This is a genomic window from Finegoldia magna ATCC 53516, from assembly GCF_000159695.1.
Classification (GTDB): Bacteria; Bacillota; Clostridia; order Tissierellales; family Peptoniphilaceae; genus Finegoldia; species Finegoldia magna_F.
Genome location: NZ_CM000955.1, coordinates 74,326 through 100,540, shown reverse-complemented (window position 1 = coordinate 100,540; position 26,215 = coordinate 74,326). Strand labels below are relative to the sequence as shown.

General features: G+C 31.4%; 22 protein-coding genes and 1 pseudogene. All 23 read left to right on the top strand.

Translation table 11 applies throughout. The features are described 5' to 3' along the window. Positions 1 to 146: 146 nt before the first annotated feature. Positions 147 to 1,901 (top strand): ABC transporter ATP-binding protein, encoded by a 1,755-nt coding sequence (locus HMPREF0391_RS00410; protein WP_035109015.1) that lies wholly within the window; start codon positions 147 to 149, stop codon positions 1,899 to 1,901. Then, a complete protein-coding gene (locus HMPREF0391_RS00405; protein ID WP_002834806.1) occupies positions 1,885 to 3,606 on the top strand; it encodes an ABC transporter ATP-binding protein in 1,722 nt (573 codons plus the stop codon). Before HMPREF0391_RS00410 ends, HMPREF0391_RS00405 begins: the two co-directional genes overlap by 17 nt. A gap of 11 nt (positions 3,607 to 3,617) precedes the next feature. Then, positions 3,618 to 4,961: an MATE family efflux transporter gene (locus tag HMPREF0391_RS00400; RefSeq protein ID WP_035109012.1), complete on the top strand. Its 1,344-nt coding sequence runs from the start codon at positions 3,618 to 3,620 to the stop codon at positions 4,959 to 4,961. A gap of 59 nt (positions 4,962 to 5,020) precedes the next feature. Further along, on the top strand, positions 5,021 to 5,605 hold the full coding sequence (locus HMPREF0391_RS00395) for an MptD family putative ECF transporter S component (protein ID WP_002834804.1): 585 nt from the start codon (positions 5,021 to 5,023) through the stop codon (positions 5,603 to 5,605). Further along, positions 5,605 to 6,294: an energy-coupling factor transporter transmembrane component T family protein gene (locus tag HMPREF0391_RS00390; RefSeq protein ID WP_002834803.1), complete on the top strand. Its 690-nt coding sequence runs from the start codon at positions 5,605 to 5,607 to the stop codon at positions 6,292 to 6,294. The genes HMPREF0391_RS00395 and HMPREF0391_RS00390 overlap by 1 nt, the downstream gene beginning before the upstream one ends. Further along, positions 6,288 to 7,652: an ABC transporter ATP-binding protein gene (locus HMPREF0391_RS00385; RefSeq protein WP_002834802.1), complete on the top strand. Its 1,365-nt coding sequence runs from the start codon at positions 6,288 to 6,290 to the stop codon at positions 7,650 to 7,652. The genes HMPREF0391_RS00390 and HMPREF0391_RS00385 overlap by 7 nt, the downstream gene beginning before the upstream one ends. A gap of 208 nt (positions 7,653 to 7,860) precedes the next feature. Further along, positions 7,861 to 8,475, top strand: a complete 615-nt coding sequence (locus HMPREF0391_RS00380; protein ID WP_002834801.1) for a hypothetical protein — start codon at positions 7,861 to 7,863, stop codon at positions 8,473 to 8,475. 727 nt (positions 8,476 to 9,202) lie between these two features. Beyond that, positions 9,203 to 10,807 carry a ribosomal protection-like ABC-F family protein gene (abc-f, locus tag HMPREF0391_RS00375; RefSeq protein WP_002834800.1) on the top strand — a complete coding sequence of 535 codons (1,605 nt, stop codon included), beginning with the start codon at positions 9,203 to 9,205 and terminating at the stop codon, positions 10,805 to 10,807. Positions 10,808 to 11,066: 259 nt separating this feature from the next. After that, complete coding sequence (locus tag HMPREF0391_RS00370; RefSeq protein WP_002834799.1) at positions 11,067 to 11,816, top strand: nucleoside phosphorylase; 750 nt, start codon at positions 11,067 to 11,069, stop codon at positions 11,814 to 11,816. 247 nt (positions 11,817 to 12,063) lie between these two features. Continuing rightward, positions 12,064 to 13,050: pseudogene (locus tag HMPREF0391_RS09715) on the top strand (IS30 family transposase). Positions 13,051 to 13,152: 102 nt separating this feature from the next. Continuing rightward, positions 13,153 to 13,761, top strand: a complete 609-nt coding sequence (locus HMPREF0391_RS00360) for a class I SAM-dependent methyltransferase (protein WP_002834793.1) — start codon at positions 13,153 to 13,155, stop codon at positions 13,759 to 13,761. Between the two features lie 27 nt (positions 13,762 to 13,788). Further along, a complete protein-coding gene (locus tag HMPREF0391_RS00355) occupies positions 13,789 to 14,415 on the top strand; it encodes an L-2-amino-thiazoline-4-carboxylic acid hydrolase (protein WP_002834792.1) in 627 nt (208 codons plus the stop codon). 74 nt (positions 14,416 to 14,489) lie between these two features. Then, positions 14,490 to 15,428 carry an alpha/beta hydrolase gene (locus HMPREF0391_RS00350; RefSeq protein ID WP_002834791.1) on the top strand — a complete coding sequence of 313 codons (939 nt, stop codon included), beginning with the start codon at positions 14,490 to 14,492 and terminating at the stop codon, positions 15,426 to 15,428. A gap of 13 nt (positions 15,429 to 15,441) precedes the next feature. Further along, positions 15,442 to 15,933 (top strand): methyltransferase family protein, encoded by a 492-nt coding sequence (locus HMPREF0391_RS00345; RefSeq protein WP_002834790.1) that lies wholly within the window; start codon positions 15,442 to 15,444, stop codon positions 15,931 to 15,933. A gap of 422 nt (positions 15,934 to 16,355) precedes the next feature. Continuing rightward, positions 16,356 to 17,360: a hypothetical protein gene (locus tag HMPREF0391_RS00340; protein WP_002834789.1), complete on the top strand. Its 1,005-nt coding sequence runs from the start codon at positions 16,356 to 16,358 to the stop codon at positions 17,358 to 17,360. A 342-nt stretch (positions 17,361 to 17,702) separates the two neighbouring features. Next, a complete protein-coding gene (gene hsdR, locus HMPREF0391_RS00335) occupies positions 17,703 to 20,045 on the top strand; it encodes an EcoAI/FtnUII family type I restriction enzme subunit R (protein WP_002834788.1) in 2,343 nt (780 codons plus the stop codon). A gap of 1 nt (position 20,046) precedes the next feature. Further along, entirely contained in the window at positions 20,047 to 21,516 is a 1,470-nt protein-coding gene (locus HMPREF0391_RS00330) for an HsdM family class I SAM-dependent methyltransferase (RefSeq protein ID WP_002834787.1), read from the top strand. Beyond that, entirely contained in the window at positions 21,516 to 22,973 is a 1,458-nt protein-coding gene (locus HMPREF0391_RS00325; protein WP_002834786.1) for a restriction endonuclease subunit S, read from the top strand. Before HMPREF0391_RS00330 ends, HMPREF0391_RS00325 begins: the two co-directional genes overlap by 1 nt. A 255-nt stretch (positions 22,974 to 23,228) precedes the next feature. Further along, on the top strand, positions 23,229 to 23,690 hold the full coding sequence (locus HMPREF0391_RS00320; RefSeq protein ID WP_002834784.1) for an MgtC/SapB family protein: 462 nt from the start codon (positions 23,229 to 23,231) through the stop codon (positions 23,688 to 23,690). 81 nt (positions 23,691 to 23,771) lie between these two features. Continuing rightward, positions 23,772 to 23,900 carry a hypothetical protein gene (locus HMPREF0391_RS09645; protein WP_002834782.1) on the top strand — a complete coding sequence of 43 codons (129 nt, stop codon included), beginning with the start codon at positions 23,772 to 23,774 and terminating at the stop codon, positions 23,898 to 23,900. A 4-nt stretch (positions 23,901 to 23,904) separates the two neighbouring features. Continuing rightward, the gene (locus tag HMPREF0391_RS00315; protein WP_002834781.1) at positions 23,905 to 24,213 is read left to right on the top strand and encodes a hypothetical protein; all 309 of its coding nucleotides are present in this window, start codon (positions 23,905 to 23,907) and stop codon (positions 24,211 to 24,213) included. Between the two features lie 12 nt (positions 24,214 to 24,225). Next, positions 24,226 to 25,131, top strand: a complete 906-nt coding sequence (locus HMPREF0391_RS00310) for a hypothetical protein (RefSeq protein WP_002834780.1) — start codon at positions 24,226 to 24,228, stop codon at positions 25,129 to 25,131. Positions 25,132 to 25,227: 96 nt separating this feature from the next. Beyond that, positions 25,228 to 26,211: an aromatic acid exporter family protein gene (locus tag HMPREF0391_RS00305; RefSeq protein WP_002834779.1), complete on the top strand. Its 984-nt coding sequence runs from the start codon at positions 25,228 to 25,230 to the stop codon at positions 26,209 to 26,211. The last annotated feature ends 4 nt before the right edge of the window (positions 26,212 to 26,215 follow it).

Below are 26,215 nucleotides of genomic sequence, written 5' to 3'. Positions count from 1 at the left end.
TTTTAGACAATATTCCAATTAGCCTTATTAATTAAAAACCATTGTATTAGTAATTATAGCCGATGTATAATAAAAACGCAATGATAGCTATTATCAGCTAAGTAAATTTATACCTAAAAGGAACATCAAAGAAAGGGGAGATGATTATGAAGATTTACAAAAAACTATTTGCTTATGTACAGGATAAAAAATATCTTGGGGTTTTAGCTATAGTCTTTTCTGCTATATCTGCTGTACTTACGGTATATGGATATTATTTAATCTACAAATTTCTGGATAAGTTAATAATTAATTCGAATTTATCGGGTGCAGAGAGCTTAGCATTAAAATCTGTTATTACACTAACAATTGGAGCGGTATTTTATTTTGTTTCAGGAATGTTTTCACACATCTTGGGATTTAGGCTTGAAACAAATTTGAGGAAAAGAGGGATCGATGGTTTAGAGAAAGCTAGTTTTAGGTTCTTTGACTTGAATCCTTCTGGTCAAATTAGAAAAATCATAGATGACAATGCCGCACAAACTCATCAGGTTGTAGCTCACATGATTCCAGATAGCTCTCAGGCAATAGTTACACCTATACTTGTCCTTGTACTAGGCTTTATAGTAAGTATAAGAGTTGGCATAACCTTGCTTGCTCTTACAATAATTGGTGGCTTAATTTTAGGGGCAATGATGGGTGAACAAGAATTTATGAAGATATACCAAGAAGCCTTATCTAAACTAAGTGCTGAGACTGTTGAATACGTTAGAGGAATGCAAGTTGTAAAAATATTTAGAGTAAATGTTGAGTCATTTAAAAGTTTTTATAAGGCTATAAAAGATTACTCAAAATATGCTTATGATTATTCGTTATCTTGTAAAAAGCCGTATGTTTGGTATCAGTGGTTATTTTTTGGACTGATTGCAATTTTAATTATTCCTATAGTTTATTTTATGACAAGCTTAGGTAGCGACAAGGTAATTTTACTTGAGCTTATAATGATTTTATTTTTATCGGGAGTTCTCTTTGTTTCATTTATGAGAATGATGTGGTACTCCTTGTACATTTCTCAAGGCAATTATGCAGTAGATACTTTAGAGGTGCTTTACGAAGATATGCAAAAAGACAAATTGGTGCATGGCAATGTCAATAATTTTAAAAACTATAATATAGAATTTGAGAATGTTAGCTTTGCTTATAACGATAAAGCTGTCATTGAAAATTTATCCTTTAAATTAGAAGAGGGAAAGTCCTATGCACTAGTTGGTTCATCTGGATCAGGCAAATCAACAGTAGCAAAACTTATATCAGGTTTTTACAATGTTAATGAAGGAAAAATAAAGATAGGTGGTATACCAATAAGTGAATATTCTGACGAAGCCTTGATTAAAGCCATTTCCTTTGTTTTTCAAGATTCAAAATTATTCAAAAAGAGTATTTATGACAATGTTTTTTTAGCTAATAAAGAAGCTACAAAAGATGACGTTATGAGAGCCTTAAAATTAGCTGGATGCGATTTGATACTAGACAAGTTCCCAGAAAGAGAAAATACTATCATAGGATCAAAAGGAGTTTATTTATCTGGTGGAGAAAAACAAAGAATTGCAATTGCTAGAGCAATTTTAAAGGATTCCAAAATTATTATTATGGACGAAGCATCAGCATCAATTGACCCAGATAACGAGTTTGAACTACAAAAAGCTTTCAAAAATCTTATGAAGGATAAAACAGTTATCATGATTGCACATAGACTATCTACAATTAAAGACCTTGATGAAATACTTGTGATGGATAGCGGAAAAATTATAGAAAGAGGCTCTGACAAAAAATTAATGTCAAAAGATACAAGGTATAAGAGACTGCAAGAGATGTTTAACAGTGCAAATGAATGGAGGGTTTCGAATGAAGGAGTTTTATAAAAAAAGATTTGCTCTTACAGATAAAGGAGCAAGAAATTTAAGCAAAGCAACACTGGCTTCATTTTTCGTTTATTGTATAAACATGCTTCCTGCCATTTTACTTATGATTTTTGCTCAGGAAGTTTTGGAAAATATGGGCAAAAGCAAGGGCTTTTATATAGTATTCTCAGCCTTGACCTTGCTAGCAATGTATATTTTGCTTTCTATCGAATACGATAAATTATATAGCACAACCTATCAAGAAAGTGCAGATTTAAGAATAAGGACAGCGGAATATTTATCAAAACTGCCTCTATCATACTTTTCTAAACATGACATTTCCGACCTTTCACAAACAATCATGTCTGATATTGAAGGTATAGAGCATGCAATGAGCCATTCAATACCAAAGGTAGGCGGCATGGCACTCTTCTTCCCGCTTATATCCGTCATGATGCTAATGGGTAATGTCAAGATGGGCTTAGCTGTAATTATTCCATCTCTTTTAAGCTTTATATTCATACCCTTATCTAAAAAATATCAGGTTAAGGGACATAAAAGATATTATGATATTCTAAGAAAAAACTCAGAAAGTTTTCAGGAAAATATAGAAATGCAAATGGAGATTAAAGCATACGGCTTATCAGAGGAAATGAAAGAAAAGCTATATGAAAAAATGGATAAAAGTGAAAAAGTGCACTTAAAAGCGGAAATAACTACAATTTTAACTATGTCTATATCTTCAATATTTAGTTTTATTTCCCTTGCTGTCGTAATATTTGTTGGCGTAAATCTAATTATTAGTAAAGAGATAAGCCCTCTCTACCTTGTAGGATATTTACTAGCGGCGATAAAGCTAAAAGACTCTCTAGATGCATCTAAAGAGGGCATGATGGAGATATTTTATTTATCGCCAAAAATTGAAAGACTAAAAGAAATTCAAAATCAAAATTTACAGGAAGGCGAAGACTATAATTTGAAAAAATTTGATATTGATCTAAAAGATGTTGAGTTTGCCTACAATAAAGACGCAAAAGTTTTAAATGGGGTAAGCTTTAGAGCTAAGCAGGGAGAGGTTACTGCTTTAGTAGGTGCAAGCGGATGCGGTAAAACAACTATCTTGAAACTTATATCAAGACTTTATGATTACGACGAGGGAGAAATCCTAATCGACGGCAAAGATATAAAAGAAATATCAACAGAATCTCTTTTTGACAAGGTCTCAATAGTTTTCCAAGATGTAGTTCTCTTTAATCAAAGCGTTATGGAAAATATTAGAATCGGAAAGCAAAATGCAAGTGACGAAGAAGTTAAAAGGGCAGCAAAACTTGCAAACTGCACAGATTTTATAGAAAGGATGGATAAGGGTTTCGATACAGTTATTGGTGAGAACGGCGCTGAGCTATCAGGCGGAGAAAGACAAAGGTTATCAATAGCCAGAGCCTTCTTAAAAGATGCGCCGATATTGATTTTAGATGAGATAGCAGCAAGCCTTGATGTTGACAACGAGAAAAAGATTCAAGAGTCTTTAAATAATTTAGTTAAAGATAAAACTGTTGTCATCATTTCACACAGAATGAAATCCATAGAAAATGCAGACAAGATAGTAGTTCTTAAAAACGGAAAAGTAGAAAGTGAAGGCAAACATGAAGAGCTTTTACAAAAATCAAAAGTTTACAAGAATTTAATAGAAAAAACAAAAATGGCAGAAGAATTTATTTATTGAGGGGATTAAAAATGAAACAAAACATGAAAGAACAGTTGTTAACCAAGAAGCCATTGTCTTTGATGTTTCAACTATCTATACCAGCAGTAATTGGGATGGTAGTTATAGGACTATATCCACTTATGGATGGAATATTTGCTGGACAAATAATTGGTGAGAATGCTATGGCGGCCTGCTCAATAGCTATGCCACTTACATTTTTTAATAATGGGATTGCAACGCTTATAGGGATAGGTTCGGCATCAATTTTATCAAGATCCATGGGAAAGGGTGATAAAGATACTATAGACAAACTTATGGGAAATCTTATCTATTGGGTTATCTTTTTTTCAACGATTATAACAATAGGAGGAATACTTCTAGGACCATATTTTTTAGATTTAGTTGGAGCAACAGGAGAAATAAAGGCATTAGGAATAAGGTATTTAAGAGTAATATTTATAGGTTCAATATTTGTAAACTTTACCCAGTCAGCTAATATGGTAATGCGTGGTGAAGGTCTTATGAAAAGAGCAATGACTATTATGGGACTTGGTGCCTTTATCAATATAGCTCTTGATCCAATACTAATGAAATTAATGGGTGATTATGCCATTGAGGGAGCAGCTATAGCCACTGTAACAGCACAAATAATTCAAGCTGTCATTACTCTTTATTATTTTAAAAATAAAAGTGAAAATGTAAAAATAGGGAAAATAAAAAAAGAAAAAGATATATCAAAGGAAATGTTTGGAGTAGGAGTATCAGCTATGATCATGCAAGTATTTTTCATGGTTCAGCAAACATTGCTTTATAGACAAGCTTTTAAATACGGAGGAGATCCAAATGCAATATTAATGTCAGCAACTTTGAGATTTTATGGGTTTTCATTTATACCAATTTGGGGAATGAGTCAGGGGTTACAGCCGATTATTGGCACAAACTTTGGAGCAAAACAATATAATAGAGTAAAGGAAACTATGAAGATATTTTCTATAGGAGGAACAGTACTTGCAGCAATTTTTTGGTTACCAGCACAAGTATTTTCAAAACAGTTACTTGGTTTATTTAAAGTAAGTCAGGATATAATTTCAAGCGGAGTTAATAATTTCAGAATATTCTATTCAGTATTTATTCTTTATGGAATTATGATTATGACAATAACTTTTTTTCAAGCGATTGGGGATGGGAAAAAAGCTGGAATGATTGTAATGCTAAGGCAGTTAATACTACTTGCTCCAGCCTTACTTATATTGCCAAGAATATTTGGAGCAGGGGCTGTTTGGTGGACAGAACCAGTTGTAGATTTTACTATGATAATGGTAGGTTTAGCAATGCAAGCCAAGGCTCTTTCAAATATGAATGTAAATGATTAAAAATAAAATAAAGAGAAAAACAAAAATGACAGAAGAATTTATATATTAGGAGTAATAAAATGGATAATAAAAAATTAAAAGTAAAAGATTTGGTAAGTATCGGCGTTTTTGGCGTAATTTATTTCGCCTTGATGTTTGGAATTGGCATGATGGGCATGATTCCAATATTGTTTTTAATATACCCAACAGTTTTAGGCATAATTGCAGGAACAGTAGTTATGTTATTTATGAGTAAAGTTCAAAAACCATGGGCATTATTTATATTCGGAATGATATCACCACTTGTTATGTTTGCGGCTGGTCATACTTACGTCGTTGCAGTTTTATCGCTTATAGTAATGATAATAGCAGAATTAATTAGAAAGATTGGTAATTATAATTCCTTTAAATACAATATGCTTTCTTACGCTGTATTTAGCACATGGATATGCAGCTCTATGATGCAGATGCTTTTAGCAAAAGAAAAGTATATAGAAATGTCTGTTGGCATGATGGGACAAGAATATGCTGATGCATTGGAAAATCTAATAACATATCCTCACATGGCTTTAGTAGCCTTAGGTGCTTTTCTAGGAGGAATAATTGGAGCATATATAGGCAAGGCTCTATTGAAAAAACACTTTGAAAAAGCAGGCATTGTATAATGCCTACTTTTTCTTCAAATGCTCCCTTTAATCCAAATCCCATCAGTAAGATATTAGTTGTATTCTTTACGGGATTAACTGTTGTGCATAGCATAAATATCCGTTTTGAATTGGCAATAATTTGTATTTTTTCAATTTTGTTTTATTTGAATGGATATAAAAAAACACTTTTCAAATGGATAGTTTTATGTGGAATACTTTACTCCTTGCCTAATTTTATGATTCTATCTACACTAAACCCAATAATTAAGATGTTTTTAAGTATACCTATTGTGATTAGGATGTTTATTTTGCCATTTATGGCAGCTAGCTTCATGATAAAAACTTCTGACGTAGGCACAATAATTTCATCGATGGACAAGCTTAAGATTTCAAAAAATCTATCCATACCTATTGCGGTTATGTTTAGATTTTTTCCATCATTTAAAGAAGAGAAGAAAAACATCAAAATGGCTATGAGAGTAAGGGGAATAAACTTTAAAAATCCAATTAAATATCTTGAATATGTTTCAGTGCCATTACTAATTATATCTTCGAACATAGCAGATGACATTGCAAAAGCGGCAGAAACAAAGGCAATAGAAAATCCAATCGCCAAGACTAGATATATTCGAGTAAAGATACAGCTAATTGATTTTGTTTATGTATTAGCAGTTGCTGGACTTATTGTGGGAGGCTTAATATGGTAGAAATAAAAAATTTAAGCCTTGATTATGGCGAAGAAAATATAATAGATGATATATCACTATCCATAGACGAGGGTGAATGCGTGCTATTTACAGGAAAAAGCGGAAGTGGAAAATCATCTTTAATAAACTCAATCAATGGCTTAGCCGTAAGATATGATAACGCAAAGACGAAGGGCGAAATAATTATTGATGGCAAAAATATAAAAGATTTGGAGCTTTATCAAATTTCGATGCTTGTCTCAACAGTTTTTCAAAATCCTAAGACCTATTTCTTTAATATTAATACTACCTTAGAATTACTATTTTATTTGGAAAATATAGGGCTTGCAAGAGAAGAGATGGACAGACGTTTAAATGATATGCTTGAAATTTTCCCAATAAAAAATCTATTGGACAGAAATATATTTAACCTATCGGGTGGAGAAAAACAAATACTTTGCATTGCCGCTTCTTATATAGCAGGCACAAAGATTATTGTATTGGATGAGCCTTCATCAAATTTGGATATTAAAAGCATAGATGTTTTGACAAATATGCTTAAAATACTTAAAGGCAAAGGCATAAGCATAATTGTAGCAGAGCATAGAATTTATTATTTAATGGACATAGTTGACCGAGTCTTTTTAATAGATAAAGGTAAGCTTCAAAAAACTTATACAAGAAGTGAATTTTTAAAGTTAGACACAAAACAGTTAAATGTCTTAGCTTTAAGAGACAAGAAACTAACTAAGTTGGAAGTTCCATATTTGAAAGAAGAGGGAGAGTATCAGATAAAAAATCTTAGCTACAAATTTACTGATGATGACTATTTAAGTTTAACAGACATCTCATTTAAGCTTGGAAAAATATATGGCATAATAGGATCAAATGGACGTGGAAAGTCAACGCTTTTAAGATGTTTAATAGGTCTTGAGAAAAAATCAAAAGAAGAAATATACTTTAAGGGAGAAAAACTATCTAAAAAAGATAGACTGAAAAACTCCTCGCTTGTTATGCAAGATGTAAATCATCAATTATTTACAGATGAGGTATTCAAGGAACTCAGTCTAGGAGTAAAAAATTTTGATGAAGAAGAGGCAAAAATCATTTTAAAAGATTTAGGCCTGGACGAATTTGTTGAAAGGCATCCGATGAGTTTATCAGGAGGACAAAAGCAAAGACTTGCAATAGCCTCTGTTATGTGTAAAGACTCTCCATTTGTCTATTTCGACGAACCTACAAGTGGTATGGATTATTCCAATATGATAAAAATATCTGAACTGATTAAAAAATATAGAAATAAGGATAAAATAATTTTTATAGTTTCTCATGATATTGAGTTTTTAAATGAAGTGGCAGATGAGATTTTTGAATTGTAAAATAGAGTCTGTTAAACCTGTCTATAGAACTGGATGGTGGTTTGAAAAAATTGACAAATCAAGGTAATTACTATATTATATAGGCAACAGTACCCGACACGCCTCTTAACAATGCGTACCAAGTCGGGTCTTTTGATTATAAGGAGTAATAACGTGAAGAAATCGCCATTTATACAAAACTTCAAAGAAAACTATTCAAGGAGAATAAATGAGAATAGATAGAATCAATACATATGCTGACAATCGATTCAGTCAAGAGGCACTATATCAGCACGGTTGCTACATTGTAGATGGCGATGTGCCTGTAGAAATTAAAATCATATCACAGACCGAGGCGCTTATAAAAGGAGAAGGAGCATATTTTGACGAGGTCATTGAAGAGTTTCGATTTAATGCAGAGCACATCACAAATTTTTATGATGAAAGTGGTAAGCTTATTAAGAAATTCAAAGACGTGGAGGTCTTTAAGCTTGATCTAGATAAAATCCAGCCGATACAGTTCTTTATAGATAGTGATAAATTAGAGGCAGTTAAGAGCTTTGTCAATAGAGAAGAAGACGTGATTATCCCAGTTACAAAACGCGAAGGCACATACGCGTCCCTAGATGGACACACACGCCTCTACCTTGCATATAGCCTTGGATTCAAGTACGTATACGCCTATCTTAGTGAAACCTTCTGTGGATTTGACTATTTCTTTGATGAAGCAAGAAAAAGAAATATATTTACAGCAAAAGACTTGACCTTGCTCACACATGATGACTATACAGTTAAGTGGGATAAGTTTTGCGATGAATATTACATGAGTATAGAGTGTGAATAGACGAGTGTATTGTTCGTGTAAAATAGTAAATAATATTAAGATAAACTAGTAAAATTCTGAGCTGACCTAAAAAGTTGGATCTAAAACCAACTTAGAGAGGTCAGTTTTTTTCATGACAAAATATAGTATAGAATTTAAGATGAAAATAGTATAAGAATACTTAAATAAAGAAGAATATAAATATTTAACTGATAAATATGGACTCAATGATTATTCAATAGTCAGAAGATGAGTTACTTTATTTAGATCACAAAGACATGAAGGGTTAAAAGGTTCTAGAAAAACAATTGTTACTCTTTCGAATTTAAGCAAAATATAGTAAAGTTATATTTAACAGGATAAATGTACTATCAAGCACATACTAATCAATTTAAAATCAACAAACCATCTCCAATTTTTAGAGGGTAACTGATTTTATAAATCAAAGAGTATGTTCTTGAAAAACATGGACTAAAGGTTTCAAATCTTTATATAAACAAATTACACAGAAAACACAAAGGCAGACAAAGAAAAATCTACCGAAAAGATAGATGGAGTTATTGCTATGGTGAGCAATAAGGTGTGAAATGGACAAGTCAATCTGTTTATGATGACAGGGAATTGATTGTTTTTATGGGTATAAATTATTAAGTAGTATTAGGAGGTACAGACAAATGAACAATAGATATAGTCTTACAAATAACTAAGAGAGGAAAAAATCCTCTCAAAAAAAAACATAGGAGGATTTATGATATATATACAAAACTTAATAAAAACTTTACCAGATAGAAAGCTATTTGAAATTGATAGTTTATCAATAAATGAAAATGATAAGATAGCCTTAATAGGTGACAATGGAACAGGCAAAACTACTCTTTTAAGAATAATATTAGGACTTGATAACGACTATACTGGTCAAGTAAGAGTAGATAGAGATTTAGGATATTTATTAAATTATGATATTCAAGCTAAGAATTTTTCTGATGAAATCTATTCCAAATCTCAGTTAAAGATTGATGCCGATTATAGTCCGGGTGAGGAACAAAGATTAAAATTAACAGATATTTTATCAGATAGTTTTAAGTTTCTTTTAATAGATGAGCCTACATCCCATTTAGACCTAGGGCAAAAAGAAGAACTTATAGAAAAGCTAAATTCAAGAAAAACAGGGTACCTTATAATTTCGCATGATCGTGATTTCATCAATAGAACTTGTAAAAAGATTCTAGAGTTGAAGGATGAAAAAATTGAAGAATATAATGGAGACTACAATTTCTATCTTGAAGAAAGAGAAAAAAGACAAAAGTTTCAAGATAAAGAGTATTCGAATTTTATAAAAGAAAAAAGAAGACTAGAAAATCTAGCTATTAATATAAATGAACAATCATCTAAAGTAAGAACCACGCCTAAAAGGATGGGGAATTCAGAAGCAAGACTCCATAAGATGGGTGGTCAAAAAAACAAGAAAAAATTAGACAAACAAGTAAAAGCTGTAGAATCAAGGATAAACCAACTTGAAACGAAAGAAAAACCTAAAGAAGAAAAAGAGATACAACTATCCATTCCAGATAATAAACGAATTCATTCTAAAGTTTTGATAAGAGCGGAAAACCTGAATAAAAAATTTAAAAATAAGACATTATTTGAAAAATGCAATTTTCAAATCAACAACAATTCTAAAATAGCGCTCATTGGAGAAAATGGAAGTGGGAAAACTACCCTTTTAAAGATGATACTAAATCAAGAAAATATATGGGTACATCCAAATCTTAAGATAGGTTATTTTAGTCAAATGAGTGATATTCTTGAAGAAAATTCCAGCATCTTAAAAAATGTATCAAATACGTCTATATATGATGAAACAATGACAAGAATTGTTCTTGCAAGATTAGGATTTAAGACTGACGATGTATACAAGATTATAAGCGTATTAAGCGATGGAGAAAAAGCTAAGGTAAAATTGGCTAAAATTTTAACATCTGACTTTAATTACCTTATATTTGACGAACCGACAAACTTTTTGGATATAAGAGCAATAGAAAGTTTAGAAAATTTACTGAAATCTTATGATAGACCATTTATTTTTGTAAGTCATGATGAGGAGTTTATAAATAAAATAGCTGATACACTTCTGATTATAGAAAATAAAAGAATCAAAAATTTTAAAGGTAATTTATCACAATACAAAAATAGAAAAAAGAAGACAAAAATTAGCAAGGATAGAGATAGTTTATTACTTGATTTTAGAATATCATCTATCAGTTCTAGACTAGCAATGGAGATACCCAAAGAGGAAAGAGAAAAACTTGAAGAAGAATATAATAATCTTATTGAAGAAAAAAATAGATTTTAGCATCTACAAAGTAGGTGCTATTCTTATACTTAATTTTAGGGGCTGGTAATGTAAATTTTTAAAATTTTATTTTAGTCTAGAGTTAAACCCAAAGATGAGGAGAGGATAAATAGTTAATTAACCTGTTTCCAGATACGAGGCTTTTGAAAAATATCAAATTTTATCCATACTGGCCCCTCAAGAAGGCGGAATCAATAGTGTTGTTGTCAAGAAAATGAGAATGCTATAATATATTATATAAGAATTAAGAGGTGAAACTATGATAATAGATAGTTTTGATAATGAAACAGAGCCACTTATCAGTCTAAAAGACTTTTATGGAGAAAAGAAAAATATTGCAGAGAAATGCTTGATAATATTTTCAAAAAGCATACTAGAATATTTGCTTGATAATTTTGAATGCGAAGAAATTGGCGAAATAGGATCTGCAAATGGGTCAAGGCCAATATATAAAAGTAAATTTGAAAGTCAAGAATTTGTATTTTATCTTACTATGATTGGTTCCGCCCTTGCTTCAGGAGATTGTGTAGAAGTTAATTGGATTACAGGTGCAAATAAATTTGTTATGTTTGGATCCTGCGGAAGTCTTGACGAGGAAAAGACTTTTGGGAAGTACATTACTCCAACAGAGGCTTATAGAGGTGAGGGAGCATCTTATTATTATGCGGCGCCTTCAGATTACATTGCTATTAAAAATCATGATAAGCTTGAAGAATTTTTTATCAAAGAAAAAGCTCCATATACTAAGGGAAAAGTTTGGACTACAGACGTTATGCTTCGTGAGACACGCGGACTTGTTTCAAAGAGAAAGTCAGAAGGATGTATAGCAGTAGAAATGGAACTTGCAGGTGTTCAAGCAGCTTGTGATTTTTATGGATTTGAACTTTATGACTTTCTTGAGGCAGGAGATGTATTAAATGAGAGCTGTTATGAGGTCGAAGGACTTCATAATGCCAACCATGATATTGGGAAATTGTATTTGGCATTAAAATTTTTAAAAGAAATTTAAGATAAACAAATCAAGAGATTAGTATTGAAATAAATGGTTTTTAGGATTTAAAAGAAATCTTAAAAGCTGTTTTTTATTTTTTAAAAAGCAATTTTATGTTTGTTGTGGCAGTTGTAATCTATCATCTACACCGGTTTATTTTGCAGATAATTTATCATAACAAGTGCAACATAAAATAACTCATAGCTAATCAGCTGTGTTAATATGTAAGTGACCAAACAAAACATATTAAAAGGAGCGATTAACTATGAGCTATAACCATCTTACCATAGAAGAGAGATCTTGTATCTATCAATTTTTAAATTTAGGAATGAGTATAAGAAAAATTGCACAAGCACTTAAAAGGTCACCTGGTACAATATCTCGAGAAATTAAAAGAAATTCTTCTAAAATAAAATCCAGTAGAGGAAGTTACACTAAATACTTCCCAATAAAGGCAAATGACAAATATCGTCATAGAAGGAAAGATTGTCATAGGAAAACCAAGTTTTCTAAAGATGTTATTGAGTATTTAACTATAAAAATTAATGAACATTGGTCACCTGAACAAATATCAAATAGAAATACAAATTCTATTAATCATATACCATCTACATCAACTATATATAGGCTTATACACGCAAAAAAACCTGCCAAAACCAGTATGGAAAATTTGAGAAGAAAAGGAAGATTTAAAAGACCAGCAGAAAAAAGAGGAAAATTTAACGATAAAGGCAGAACTATTAAGAAAAGACCCTAAGAAATATACAAAAGGCAAGAGCTAGGTCACTGGGAAGCAGATACAGTAGAATCAGGCAGGTTCGATCATAAAAGAAAAAGTGGATACTGTTTCGTAACTTTAGCAGAAAGAAAATCTAGATACTATATAGCAATTCTAGTTGAAAATAGAAAATCAGAAAATGTAACACCTGCAATAATCAATGCACTAAAAGATTTTCCCAAAGAATTAGTGAAAACAATAACTTTTGATAGAGGTAAAGAATTTTCAGAATTTGAGAAAATAGAAAAAGAGTTAGGATGTAAAACTTATTTTTGTGACCCCTACTGTGCATGGCAAAAGGGTACAAATGAAAATAGTAATGGACTTTTAAGGGAGTTTTATCCTAAGGGTATGGATTTATCGGAAGTAAATATTAATGATTTAAATTATAACTTAAGTTTAATGAATAATAGACCTAGAAAATGTATACAATATAAAACACCTAAAGAAGAACTTTTTGGTTTCTTACCATAGGTGTTGCATTTGATTTGACAATTAGTCTGCACAAAAACATGAAATTAAGAAAAGAAAACGTGGTATAATATAGGTGAGAACAGATATCAATAGGAGGCTGAAATGTTTAAGCGCTTTTTTGAAAATTTTAGAAAGCCAAAGGATAATTTTGGCGGCAGATTTATGTTAAAAAGTATGAATAAAGGACATGAAAAATTAGCAAGTTGGGGAAGGTCTTACATAAATATTGAAAACGATTATATTGTCTTGGATTTGGGATGCGGCGGCGGTCGTAACATAGAATATTTTTTAACCAAAGCAAAAAAAGTTTATGGAATTGACCACTCAGAAACAAGTGTAAAAATGGCAAGCGAGATAAACAAACAAGCGATTGAGTCTGGAAGATGCGAGATTTCACTTGGAGATGTAAAGAGACTTCCTTTTGAAGATGAATCGATAGATGTCGTCACAGCTTTTGAAACTATTTATTTTTGGAATGACATAGAAGAATGTTTCAAAGAAATTTATCGTGTGCTAAAAAAAGGCGGACAGTTTTTAATATGCAATGAAATATCATCTATGAAAAGAAGAGATGTAAAAAAATTAGCGAATATGATAGAAATGGAAGTATACACACCCGACGACTTAACAAGAATGCTTGGAAAATTGGGATTTAATTTTGAATATTATTTAGATAGAAAACAACAAGTCGTATTTATCGCAAGAAAATAGATAAGATAAAGAAAGGCAAGGATAAAAATGAAATATCACAGTTTTTATTTCTATCAGTTTCAACATCCTATGAAAAAAGTTTTGGTGGAAAAATATGGAAGGGAGTATGCCAAGAATATCCTCAAAAAAAGCAAAAAAATTTATCGAAAACTAGTAGAAGAAGCAGATGATATCGGAGATGATAATCCAATGGCATACAATGAGATGTTCGCTCTTGTATTTGTTGCACCATATTTAGCAAGCGAAAAAGAAATTCCTCCAGAGACTATCCAGGAAATGATGCGTCGCTCTCTGTATTTTGTCAAATGGTTTTTTTCATTAACTAATCTAAATACTAAGAGAGGAAAAGAAGCCAATAAGAAAAATATAGTTAAGTATTATAAATGGTATACAGAAGAAAAAGAAAAACTCTATCCAACATCATTTAAGGTCGATTTTAAGGGAGAACCATATGAGGGCGCTTGTTATTACAGAATTACTCGTTGCCCTATTTGCACATACACTAAAAAGCTTGGGGTACATGAATTAATGCCGCTATTCTGTGAATTGGATGAGGTTATGATAAGTCTTCAACATGGAGTTTTACATAGAAAAGGCACTATAGCAAGTGGAGCAGATTGTTGTGATTATTTTATTACAGGTGATAGAGAATGAACCGATTTTATGAGAATAAGAAATTGGAAAAACTTGTAAGTTTGTGATTAATTTATTATTAATGGAGGAGTAAAATGAGTTTGACTTATAAAATTGCATCGGAAATTGTAAGACTTCTCGGAATCAAGAAAATGTTTTTAAAGAACAAAGAAGAGATGCTTGAGTATGCAAAAAGTGAAAATGCAAAATTAGTATTTGATTTAGAAAAGGCTAAGGAAAGGGCTACGAGAAAAAATTATTATCTTTCTGATAGAGATGTTATGGGACACAGACTGATTTCATATCAAAAAAATCAAATTCATTCAAAAGGTGCAGTTCTTTATCTATTTGGCGGAGGAATGATTACACAACCGGACAAATTGGACTTTGTTTTGTCGGAAAGAATAATGGAACAAACCGGCAAAGATGTTTGGTTTTTGTTTTATCCACTTTGTTCAGAAAATGTAAAAATCGATAAGACATACGAAGTTTGTTTTGAAACTTATAGGCTGATGACAGAAAGTTACAAGACAGAAAACATCAGCGTACTTGGATTTTCGTCAGGTGCTTGTCTATCACTTGGGATTTTTCTACATAATAATGCTTTAGGAAGACCACTTCCAATGCCGGGCAAAATCATTTCAGTTTCTCCGGGAGGAATTTTCGATGTAACTGTCGATGAAAACAAAGAAATTTGGGAGAAATTAGAAGAACTTAACTACAAGGACGTAATGATTGATCCGACATACATTAAAACTGCAAGAGAAATCGCAAAAGGAGATAAAGACATACCTGAATATATGCTAGACGGAACTGTAGGAGATTTTACCGACTTTCCGAAAATCTATTATTATTACGGCGAAAATGAATGTCTCTATGCCTTTGCGCAAACCTTTAAAAAAGCAATGGAAAAATACCACGTTCCATACGAAATTATTGTCGGAAAAAGAATGTGCCACTGCTATCCATTGGTGAGATTTTTTAGAGAAGGAAGAGAAGCACAGGATGAGATTATTGAATTGTTAGGACAATAATTTAGGGCAGACAATGAAATCACAAGAATTTAAAATGCCCATATTCGGTGTCGGGCCAATATATGTAATTACTTGTCTAATCCTTACAATAGCTGGGATATGGCTTTATCTCAATGGATACATTTATCAAGGAGAAATCATTAAAGGCAAAATGTTTTTTATTATAGCAGCAATATTCATGATCCTTTTAGGAATATATTTATGGATACAAGCAGTAATAGTTCAGAAAATAAATAAAAAAGTTACAGAAAAAAAGTTGATAACAACAGGAGTATACAGCATAGTAAGAAATCCTGTTTATTCAGCATTTATATTTATATTCACAGGTCTACTTTTATTTACAGCAAACTATATTTTGCTAATACTTCCATTTGTATTTTGGGCTTTTTTAACAATATTAATGAAAAATACAGAAGAAAAATGGTTAAAAAATGAATTTGGAGAAGAATATGAAATATATTTAAAACAAGTAAATCGAGTAATACCACGGATAAGAAGAAAATAAAATTAATTCTATACAAGCATCTACAGTTGTAGGTGCTTTTTTATGGATAATTTTAGGAAGAGATAGTAAATACAGAAAAATATAAATCTAGACCGCCAAATACTTGAATGAAAAACTGTCAAATACTTGAACGAAAACACGCCAAATACTTGAATGAAAAATGGACAAATACTTGAATGAAAACTTGCCAAAGACTTGAATGAAAAATGGACAAATACTTGTTGAATTTAAAGGTAGGGATATAAATAAAAGTTAATTTGACTAAGGACTCTACGTGAAAGTAGGGTTTTGTTTTGTGTATAATATAAGTAAGAATATGTATTTATAGTGACGATTAAGGCACGTGGGTAGTATTGAGTTGACGGAATAAATAAAAATATTATGTAAATTTTACTTTAATTACTAGTTAAGATGAGGAAATAATGAGCTTTTTAGAATTTAAAAACAAGTTTATAAATGATGCTATAAAATCAAATTTTTGTATTAATAGACAAGAATTAAAAAATTCCTTGGACAGAATTCCTTCGAGGCTAAAAGATATGGAAGATGATAGATTAATAATGATTAGGGATATGAGTTGTGATGAAACTATAGGTTTAAATTATGTATCAGATAATATATCTTGCAAATATGATTTTCACGAAAACTCGCTTTTAGTTGCTTTAGTAGCTCCTGATTGGGAAAAAGGTTGGAGAAATATATCATCTGATAAACATATATCTGATACTATAGAAAATTATATGTTTTCATCAAATCAATATGTTTATAGGAGTTACATGATTAATATTATAGGAGCTTTAGCATTGACATATGGAATTTCAAGCTCTTTTATGGGAAGAACTATGTTTAGATATGGTCATTATAATATTATTGATGACTACCAAGAGTTTATTGACGAAATTAAAATTAGAAAGCATAATACGAATGTAAATGAGAAAGTTTTTTCTTATATAATGAGAAAAATAAATGCACTCGATCCATATGTTAATAGAGCTATTTTTTATTATTCTAAATCGCTCAGCTTGTTAACTAACTTATACGAAGAAGAAGCTATAATATCCTTAGATAATTGTATTGATATAATAGTTCAATTTATCAAAAAAAGGAAAAAGATGCCGACAACAAAGAGAAAAGACATGCACCAAATTCTTAAAAATATTTTAAAAATTAATAATACAACAGCTGAGTATTTAGATTATATATATGACCTAAGATGTGGCTTTGCCGCTCATCCAGCAAGGAATTTATGGTGGGATTTCAGTGAAATTCATATGTATAATTATGAATCCATAATTGAAAATGTACGTATAACGTTAATCAAGTTTCTGGAATATGAAAACAAAGAAAGAATAGTAATAAAAAATCCTATTTCTTGGTATGAGTGGTTTATGGGTAATTGTGACTTAATTTATGATTATATTTTTTAAATAAATAAAAAAAACAGAAAAACCTATACAGTAACAACATATAATAAAAAGATATGGTAAGAAATTCAGAAAACATAGAAGAATAGAAAATAATTTAAAATCGTATTACTGAAAAATATACTATAAAAGATCAAAACACGACTTATTCAAATATATTATTTATAAAGGATATAAAACAACTAATGTTTCGAATTAATTTTTATTAAACTTCTATACAGATTAAGATTCAAAAGTTTTTAAATTGTATTATCAGGACTATCTTATTCAAGAAGGTATGCTATATAATATAAATATACATCGAAAATAAACTGCATAAATTTAAGAATTACGGGTGGTGATGAAATGAGTAAAATATTAAATAAAAAACAAATGACCGAAGAAGATATTAAACTTCATTATATTACACCGTCTATTATCTCTAAATGGGATAAAAATAAGATTACTATGGAAACTAAAATTACAGACGGAAAGATTAATATTCGTGGGAATCTAATATTTAGAGAAAGACCAAAGAGAGCTGACTATATACTATACTTAAATAACAACAATCCAATCGCTGTTGTAGAGGCAAAAGACAATCGAAAGAGTGTTTCTTATGGTTTACAACAAGCAATTGAATATGCAAAGATGCTTGATTTGCCATTTGCTTATAGTTCTAATGGGGATGGTTTCATGGAGCATGATTTTTTGACAGGAAAAGAGCGCGAGCTTTCTATGTCTGAATTCCCTACTGAGGAAGAATTGATTAGTCGATTTAAAAACGAAAAAAATAATGGAATGGGAATTACAGAACAAGAAGAAGAAATTATTGAACAACCATACTATTCTAGTCAAAACACTTATCCACCACGATATTATCAAAGAATTGCGATAAATAGAACTCTTGAAGAAATATCAAGAGGAAAAGATAGATTGCTTCTTGTTATGGCAACAGGAACAGGTAAAACATATACTGCTTTTCAAATAGTGTATCGTTTATTGCAGAGTGGTCAAAAGAAAAAAATATTATACTTAGCAGATAGAAATGTTTTAGTTGATCAAACAATTTCGCAAGACTTTGCGCCATTAAAAAAAGTTGTCCACAAGATTAATGTTGCGAAAGATGATCCTACAACAATTACATCTCATCAAGTTTATTTTTCTCTGTACCAGCAATTAGTCGGAGATGACGACAAGGAACATTTCTCTGAATTATTTAATCCAGATTTTTTTGACTTGATAATAGTTGACGAATGTCACAGGGGATCAGCAAAAGAAGATTCTAGGTGGAGACGTATATTGGAATATTTTAATTCTGCGACACAAATCGGCATGACTGCTACTCCTAAAGAAACAAAATACGTATCTAATACTCATTATTTTGGGGAACCGATATATACTTATTCACTTCGTGAAGGCATTGAAGATGGATTTCTTGCTCCATTTAAAGTCATCAACATTACCACAGATATTGGAGAAGGATGGCGCCCATTCAAAAATCAACTAGATAAATATGGCAAAGAAATAGAAGACAGAATATACAATAATACTGACTATGACTATAATATTGTAATAGAAGACAGAACACAGCAAGTTGCAAAGGAAATAACGGATTATTTAAAAGCTACAGATAGAATGGCAAAAACAATTGTATTTTGTCCTACAGAAGATGCGGCAGAAAGAATGAGAGTAGCGCTTGTCAATTTAAATTCTGACATAGTTAAAGATCATCCAGACTATTGCGTTCGTATTACAGGTAGCGATGAAATTGGTAAAGGAAAATTAGATTACTTCATATCAGTATCTTCAAAATATCCTGTAATAGCAACTACATCCAAACTTTTATCTACTGGTGTAGATACGAAAATGGTTAAACTGATTGTATTAGACCAAATGCTAAACTCAATGACAGAATTCAAGCAAATTATTGGTAGAGGAACAAGGATTAGAGAAAACGAAGGTAAGACACATTTTGTAGTAATGGATTTTAGAAATGTAACTAGATTATTTGCAGATCCCGACTGGGATGGACCGATTATTGTTGATACAGGGTTTGATCCTAATAAACATCAATCAGATAGAGTACGTGAAAAAGATGAGACATACGGATTCGATAAAGATAAACGAAGCGTACCTACTATAGATAAAAATGGTCTGAAAGTTAAAATAATCAACAAGACAGTTTCTATTTATGATACAAACTCCAAGTTGCTAAGACGCGAAAGCATCATCGATTATACTAAAGAAAACATACGAGGAGAATATGCTGATTTAGATGATTTTATTCGCAGCTGGAGAAAAGATCCAAAAAAAGAGATTATAAGAAAAATGTTAGAAGAATCAGGAATAGATATAGACTTTTTGAAGCAAGAGAACAACATGGAAAATGTTGATGATTTTGATTTTATTTGTCACATTGCTTATGATAAAAAACCATTGACAAGAAAAGAAAGAGCAGATAATGTAAAAAAACACGATTTCTTTAGCAAATATAGTGGTGTAGCAAGAGAAGTTTTAGAAGCATTGTTAGATAAATATATGAATCAAGGAATACGAGAAATTACAAGCATTGATGTACTAAAATTAGATCCAATTATTAGACTTGGAAAACCATCAAAAATCATTAAAGAGTTTGGCGGTAGGGATTTATACAATAGTGCAATCATTGATTTACAGAATGCTATATATGAAAATGAGGTAGGTTAAAATGATAAATTTAAGTGGCTTTGTAAAAAAGCTTAGAGATATAATGCGTAACGATTCAGGTATAAATGGTGACGCACAACGTATTGAACAAATTGCCTGGATGTTATTCTTAAAAGTCTACGATAGTAAAGAAGATGATTGGGAGATAGACAATATAAATTACGAATCTATTATCCCAGATGAATATAGATGGGTTAATTGGGCACACGATGACAAAACAGGAAAAGCGTTGACAGGAGATGAATTATTAGAATTTGTAAATAATGGACTGTTTCCAACCTTGAAAAATCTCCAAGTAGATATGGACACACCGATCAACAAAGCTATTGTTAAAACTACTTTTGAAGATGCAAATAACTATATGAAAGATGGAGTACTTTTGCGCCAAGTCATAAATGTAATTGATGAGATAGATTTTTCAGACTATGAAGAAAGCCATGCATTTGGTGATATATATGAATCTATTTTAAAAGAACTTCAAAGCGCTGGATCATCAGGAGAATTCTACACTCCACGTGCAGTTACAGATTTGATGGCTATAATGATTAAACCAAAAATTGGGGAAAAAATGGCGGATTTCGCATGTGGAACAGGGGGATTTTTGACTTCTTGGTTAAAAGAATTAAAAAAACAAGTAAAAACAGTTGCTGATGAAGAAGCTTATAGCAATTCTATTTATGGAATTGAAAAGAAACAATTTCCATATATGCTTTGTATCACGAATATGCTCATACATGACCTAGATGTACCCAATATTTACCATGATAATTCACTACTAAAAGATATATTAGATTACACAGACGAAGATAAGTTTGATGTAATACTGATGAATCCACCATATGGCGGGTCAGAAAAAGAAGACGTAAAAAACCACTTTCCACAAGATTTGGCAAGTTCTGAAACAGCAGATTTATTCATGTCGGTAATAATGTACAGGTTAAAAGAAAATGGAAGAGCAGCAGTCATACTACCAGATGGATTTTTATTTGGATCAGATAATGCAAAAATAAATATCAAAAAAAATCTTATCAATAAGTTCAACCTGCACACAATTATAAGGATGCCTAACAGTGTATTCGCACCATATACATCAATAACAACGAATATACTTTTCTTCGACAATACAGGGAAAACTAAAGAAACTTGGTATTATAGAATGGACATGCCAGAAGGCTACAAGAATTTCTCCAAGACAAAACCAATGAAGCTGGAACATTTTGATAAAGTTGTTGACTGGTGGAATAATCGTGAAGAAATAGAAATAGATGGGTTCTACAAATCCAAGAAATTCACAGCCCAAGAAATAGTAGACCAAAACTACAACCTCGACCAATGCGGATACCCTCACGAAGAAGAAATAATTCTAGACCCGATGGATTTGATCTATGAATATCAAGAACAAAGACAAACCCTCAATGCAAATATTGATAAAATACTCGATCAAATAACAAAACTACTTGGAGAGCAATAATGACACCGCAAGAATTAAAAAATTCTATATTACAAAGAGCTATAGAAGGTAAATTAGTAGACCAAAGACCTGAAGAAGGAACAGGAGCGGAACTCTTTGAAAAAATACAGAAAGAAAAAAAGAAACTTGTAGAAGAAGGCAAGATAAAAAAACAAAAATCACAAGAAGAAATAAATGAAGATGAAATTCCATTCGATATCCCAGAAACTTGGAAATGGGTAAGAGTTGGAACAATTTTTCAACATAACACTGGAAAGGCTTTGAATAGAGCGAATAGAGAAGGCATTGAATTAGAATATATCACAACTTCAAATTTGTATTGGGATAGATTTGAACTTGATAATTTAAAAAAAATGTACTTTAAAGAAATAGAGTTAAAAAAATATGGTGTAATGAAAGGAGATTTACTTGTATGTGAAGGTGGTGATGTTGGAAGAGCTGCTATATGGGAATATGAATCTAGCGTTATGATTCAAAATCACATTCATAGACTTAGAGCGTATTACAGTATTTGCACGCGCTTCTTTTACTATTTATTTTATCTATACAAGAATGCAGGATTGATAGGTGGTAAAGGAATAGGAATCAAGGGACTTTCAACAAGAGCTCTTGGTTCAATTGTATTTCCCCTCCCACCACTTGCAGAACAAAAACGAATAGTAGAGAAAATTGAAGAGCTTATGCCACTTGTAGATAAGTACGAAAAAAACTGGCAAAAGCTAGAAGAATTGAACAAAAAATTCCCTGAAGATATGAAGAAATCTCTATTACAAGAAGCTATAAAAGGCAAATTGGTAGAACAAAGAAAAGAAGAAGGAACGGGAGCAGAACTATTTGAAAAAATACAAAAAGAAAAAAAGAAACTCGTAGAAGAAGGAAGAATAAAAAAACAAAAAGCACTTCCTCAAATTACTGAAGAGGAAATTCCCTTTGATATTCCTGAAAACTGGAAGTGGACAAGACTTAACGAATGTATAGATGTTAGAGATGGCACACATGATACGCCAAAGTATATTGCAAAAGGGTATCCTCTTGTAACTAGTAAAAATTTAAAACATGGAAAGATAGATTTTTCTAATTGTAAATTTATAAGTAAAGAGGATCATATAAAAATTTCAAAGCGCTCAAAAGTAGATGTAAATGACATATTATTTGCTATGATTGGAAGCATTGGAAATCCTGTAAAAGTTAGAGATGACAATGAGTTTAGCATAAAGAACATGGCTCTATTTAAGCCAATAAAAAATAATTTTAACATGGATTATTTATTTTGGTTCTTATATATCTCTCAAGATAACATGAAAAAAATTGCCTATGGTGCGGTTCAGTCATTTGTTTCTTTAAAATTTTTAAGGGAATATTTAATCCCCCTCCCACCATTAGCAGAACAAAAACGCATTGTAGAAAAACTTGATGAAATGCTAGCATATTGTGATGAACTTCTGAAAATAATTTAATTAATATCAAATTTTGAATTAAAGCTCGAAATAATTAGAAAATAAATTAATCAGAACAGTTTTCTTGCTTTAATAACTCTTAATAAAATATTTTGTACAGAAAATCGGGTGACGCTTTTAAGCATCACCCGTAAAATTTTGGTTTCAGCTCGTTAATTAGTTCAAATATTTTTTGTGTAAATTCTTTTTATCCTTAGTTTCCATAAATGACTTATCCACAAAAATTATTGGGTATAAATATATAAGGAGGAATTTATGGATGTTTTTTTGGTGGCAACTAGGTTAATATTAGCAGCGATACTGGGAGCTGTAATTGGAATAGAGAGAGAAATCAAGAATAGGGCTGCGGGTTTTAGAACTCACATTATTGTTAGTGTTGGGGCGTGTTTGATTATGCTTATTGGAATTGACGGTATTGGTAAGTTTTCATCTGACACTGCCAGGGACACTGCGAGGATTGCAGGACAAGTTATAAGTGGTATTGGTTTTTTGGGTGCTGGTACTATTCTTCAAAAAAAGAATGCAGTGACAGGATTAACTACGGCTGCGACTTTGTGGCTATCTGCGGCGATTGGGCTTGCGGTAGGAATTGGATATTACGAAGGGGCAATTATTGCGACTGTGATTTGTCTTGTAACTTTGATTTCACTCAATAAAATCAGTGATTTAATCAACAAGAAAACTATAAAATCATATTCAATGATTTTCGATACTTAGAATTTTAATCAGGATAGTTTTTATGAATTTACTTCAAAAGAAGGTGTTGAAATTAGAAAACTAGATATTATTGACGAGGAAATGGATGACAAATCTATGATTGAGGTGACTTTTTCTTTTAATAAAAATTATGATATTGACGGATTTTTCAAAAAATTAAAGTCAGAATATAATTTGCAATCGGTAAAATCGATTGATGATGAGGGGTAGATTTATGAATAGAATTAAAAAACTTTTGCCATATTTAATGGTTAATATAATCTGTTTTTATTTGTTGACAATGCTTGTGAAAGATACGGGCAGTGGAATGTTTATTTTATTATTTGCAATTCCTATTATAACTTTTGTGAATGCAATAATGTGTGGAAAGAAGAATTCTTTTGACATTCTGTATCCTCTTTTAGTTATGGTGATTTTCGTGCCTTACGTGATTAAGTATATGAATGAAAGTGCCACGATTTATATATTTATTTACGGGGCGATTTCGTTGATGGGATGTTTCGTAGGTAGCAGATTGAAATAATCCTCGGAGAAAATGATGAACTGGATTAATAGTTTCGAGCTTGTATGCTATTTTATTGTATTTATCTTGGTTGTCGATATTTTGAAAAGCAAAAACTACAGGGAGCTTGGTCTTTTGATTTCGGGGGCATTAGCTGGGTTTTGCTTGGAACTTTTGGCAGTGAGATTTACAGATATTTATCATTATAGCAATGATTTTTTTATAAGTATTGGTTTTTATCCGTATCAGTTTCCTTTTTTCGGAGGTTTGATGTGGGGAGGAATCAGCGTGTGTGCGCTTAGAATCGCAAACAAGTTTTCAATCAGCAATGTAATGAAGGCTTTGTTGAGTGGTTGGTTGATTGTGAGCATGGATTTGCTTTTGGATGTAGTAGCCATAAGGTTAAACGGAGGCTTCTGGGTGTGGGATGGACGCCCAATCACTCTTGATATCAATCATCATATGTTCATGAGCGTAATTTGGGTTAATTTTTTGGGATATATGTTTGAAGTGCCAGCAATTATTTTTATGACTTTGAAACAATGGGACAAATCTTTCGGCAAATCAGATTTTAGTATTGTAAAATCACTGTTGATAGGAATTTGCGCAGTATTATTCGTAGCGGTTGCAAGTGGAATTTCTCTCGTTTTAGATAAAATAACTGATGAATGGTTTTCGTGCATTGCATTTTTGTTGATTTGGATTTTTGTTTTTATAAAATTGATATCAATTTTAATTAGTCATCACAAATCAATTACGTTCAAAAACAAAAAGGATTGGTCACTATTTATTTTCTGGTTTAGTATATATGTTTATTGTATTGCTGCGCTTTTTAATCTCAATATTATGAGTGCCAATTTTTTATACGCGTTTTTTACATTTTTCATTATGATAATGACGTTGGTTTTGAGTTTGATAGATATTGAAAATAATCATTAGGCATCTACTTAGTAGGTGCTTTTATTATGTCCAAATTTACCATTTCAATCACAAATTGGGTATAAATAATACAACGAAAGTATACAGGAGTTTATTATGAGAAAATCTATAATATCTAGAACAATCAAGACTGCTTTGGCTTCACTTTTGGCGATAATTGTCTCGCAGGAACTTTCTCTTGAATTTGCAGCTGCGGCGGGAATTATTGCGATATTAAATGTGTTTGATACGAGAAAAGCTACGATAGAAGGTGGGTTGAAGAGGACTTTGTCCGCAATAATTGCTCTTTTAATCGGAGGATTTTTATTTGAAAAAATAGGATACAAAACTTGGGTTTTCGGATTGTATTTGCTTTTATTTGTGCCTGTGTCTTTTTTATTGAAGATAGAACTGGGACTTGGTCCTTCAAGTGTAATCGTGACTCATTTATTAGCTTTCGGAAAAATTGATGCAGCGATTATTTTGAATGAAATGGCTCTTGTGTTTATAGGAACGGGATTTGCAATGTTGACCAATTTCTACGCTCCTACTAGGCAAGACAAATTAAACAGGTTGATCGAAAACATCGATGACGATATGAAGTTTATATTGAATTTGTTCGGAGAATCTCTTGTTAAAAACTTGGATGTGAAGTTGTACGAGGACAAGATTTCAGAGCTTGAAGCAGACATCGACAAGGCGATAGATATTGCGATTATTGAGAATGACAATTTGTTTGAAAACAGCAGGGATTTGCTTTTCGATTTGCGTTTGAGAGAAAGGGAGATGGATTTGTTGCAAGAAATGTATGATGATTTGAGGACGATTCCGCCGGAATATTCAGACGGCAAATATATTTCTGATATTTTAATTCAAGCATCCCAAAATTTAACTAAACGTGAGGATATGATTAAATTGAAAGAGAGAATAGATTTTCTCAAAAATCATTACCACATGATGAAGCTTCCAGATACCCACGAGGAATTTGCAATTCGTTCGGCGATTTTTCAAGTGTTTCGAAGTCTGGATCAATTTATAGACGTTAGCAATCAAATTACGAAAAGACCAAATAATAAAATTAGGATAAAAACAAGAGGGTGATTAT

Bases quoted from the DNA above. Each gene is read 5' to 3' on its own strand.
- HMPREF0391_RS00395 (WP_002834804.1), top strand. From the start codon at position 5,021: ATGGATAATAAAAAATTAAAAGTAAAAGATTTGGTAAGTATCGGCGTT.
- HMPREF0391_RS00325 (WP_002834786.1), top strand. From the start codon at position 21,516: ATGACACCGCAAGAATTAAAAAATTCTATATTACAAAGAGCTATAGAA.
- HMPREF0391_RS00345 (WP_002834790.1), top strand. From the start codon at position 15,442: ATGAAATCACAAGAATTTAAAATGCCCATATTCGGTGTCGGGCCAATA.
- HMPREF0391_RS00400 (WP_035109012.1), top strand. From the start codon at position 3,618: ATGAAACAAAACATGAAAGAACAGTTGTTAACCAAGAAGCCATTGTCT.
- HMPREF0391_RS00310 (WP_002834780.1), top strand. From the start codon at position 24,226: ATGATGAACTGGATTAATAGTTTCGAGCTTGTATGCTATTTTATTGTA.
- HMPREF0391_RS00340 (WP_002834789.1), top strand. From the start codon at position 16,356: ATGAGCTTTTTAGAATTTAAAAACAAGTTTATAAATGATGCTATAAAA.
- HMPREF0391_RS00370 (WP_002834799.1), top strand. From the start codon at position 11,067: ATGATAATAGATAGTTTTGATAATGAAACAGAGCCACTTATCAGTCTA.
- HMPREF0391_RS00405 (WP_002834806.1), top strand. From the start codon at position 1,885: ATGAAGGAGTTTTATAAAAAAAGATTTGCTCTTACAGATAAAGGAGCA.
- HMPREF0391_RS09645 (WP_002834782.1), top strand. From the start codon at position 23,772: ATGGATGACAAATCTATGATTGAGGTGACTTTTTCTTTTAATAAAAAT.
- HMPREF0391_RS00385 (WP_002834802.1), top strand. From the start codon at position 6,288: ATGGTAGAAATAAAAAATTTAAGCCTTGATTATGGCGAAGAAAATATA.
- HMPREF0391_RS00330 (WP_002834787.1), top strand. From the start codon at position 20,047: ATGATAAATTTAAGTGGCTTTGTAAAAAAGCTTAGAGATATAATGCGT.
- HMPREF0391_RS00305 (WP_002834779.1), top strand. From the start codon at position 25,228: ATGAGAAAATCTATAATATCTAGAACAATCAAGACTGCTTTGGCTTCA.
- HMPREF0391_RS00315 (WP_002834781.1), top strand. From the start codon at position 23,905: ATGAATAGAATTAAAAAACTTTTGCCATATTTAATGGTTAATATAATC.
- HMPREF0391_RS00380 (WP_002834801.1), top strand. From the start codon at position 7,861: ATGAGAATAGATAGAATCAATACATATGCTGACAATCGATTCAGTCAA.
- hsdR (WP_002834788.1), top strand. From the start codon at position 17,703: ATGAGTAAAATATTAAATAAAAAACAAATGACCGAAGAAGATATTAAA.
- HMPREF0391_RS00390 (WP_002834803.1), top strand. From the start codon at position 5,605: ATGCCTACTTTTTCTTCAAATGCTCCCTTTAATCCAAATCCCATCAGT.
- abc-f (WP_002834800.1), top strand. From the start codon at position 9,203: ATGATATATATACAAAACTTAATAAAAACTTTACCAGATAGAAAGCTA.
- HMPREF0391_RS00360 (WP_002834793.1), top strand. From the start codon at position 13,153: ATGTTTAAGCGCTTTTTTGAAAATTTTAGAAAGCCAAAGGATAATTTT.
- HMPREF0391_RS00355 (WP_002834792.1), top strand. From the start codon at position 13,789: ATGAAATATCACAGTTTTTATTTCTATCAGTTTCAACATCCTATGAAA.
- HMPREF0391_RS00410 (WP_035109015.1), top strand. From the start codon at position 147: ATGAAGATTTACAAAAAACTATTTGCTTATGTACAGGATAAAAAATAT.
- HMPREF0391_RS00320 (WP_002834784.1), top strand. From the start codon at position 23,229: ATGGATGTTTTTTTGGTGGCAACTAGGTTAATATTAGCAGCGATACTG.
- HMPREF0391_RS00350 (WP_002834791.1), top strand. From the start codon at position 14,490: ATGAGTTTGACTTATAAAATTGCATCGGAAATTGTAAGACTTCTCGGA.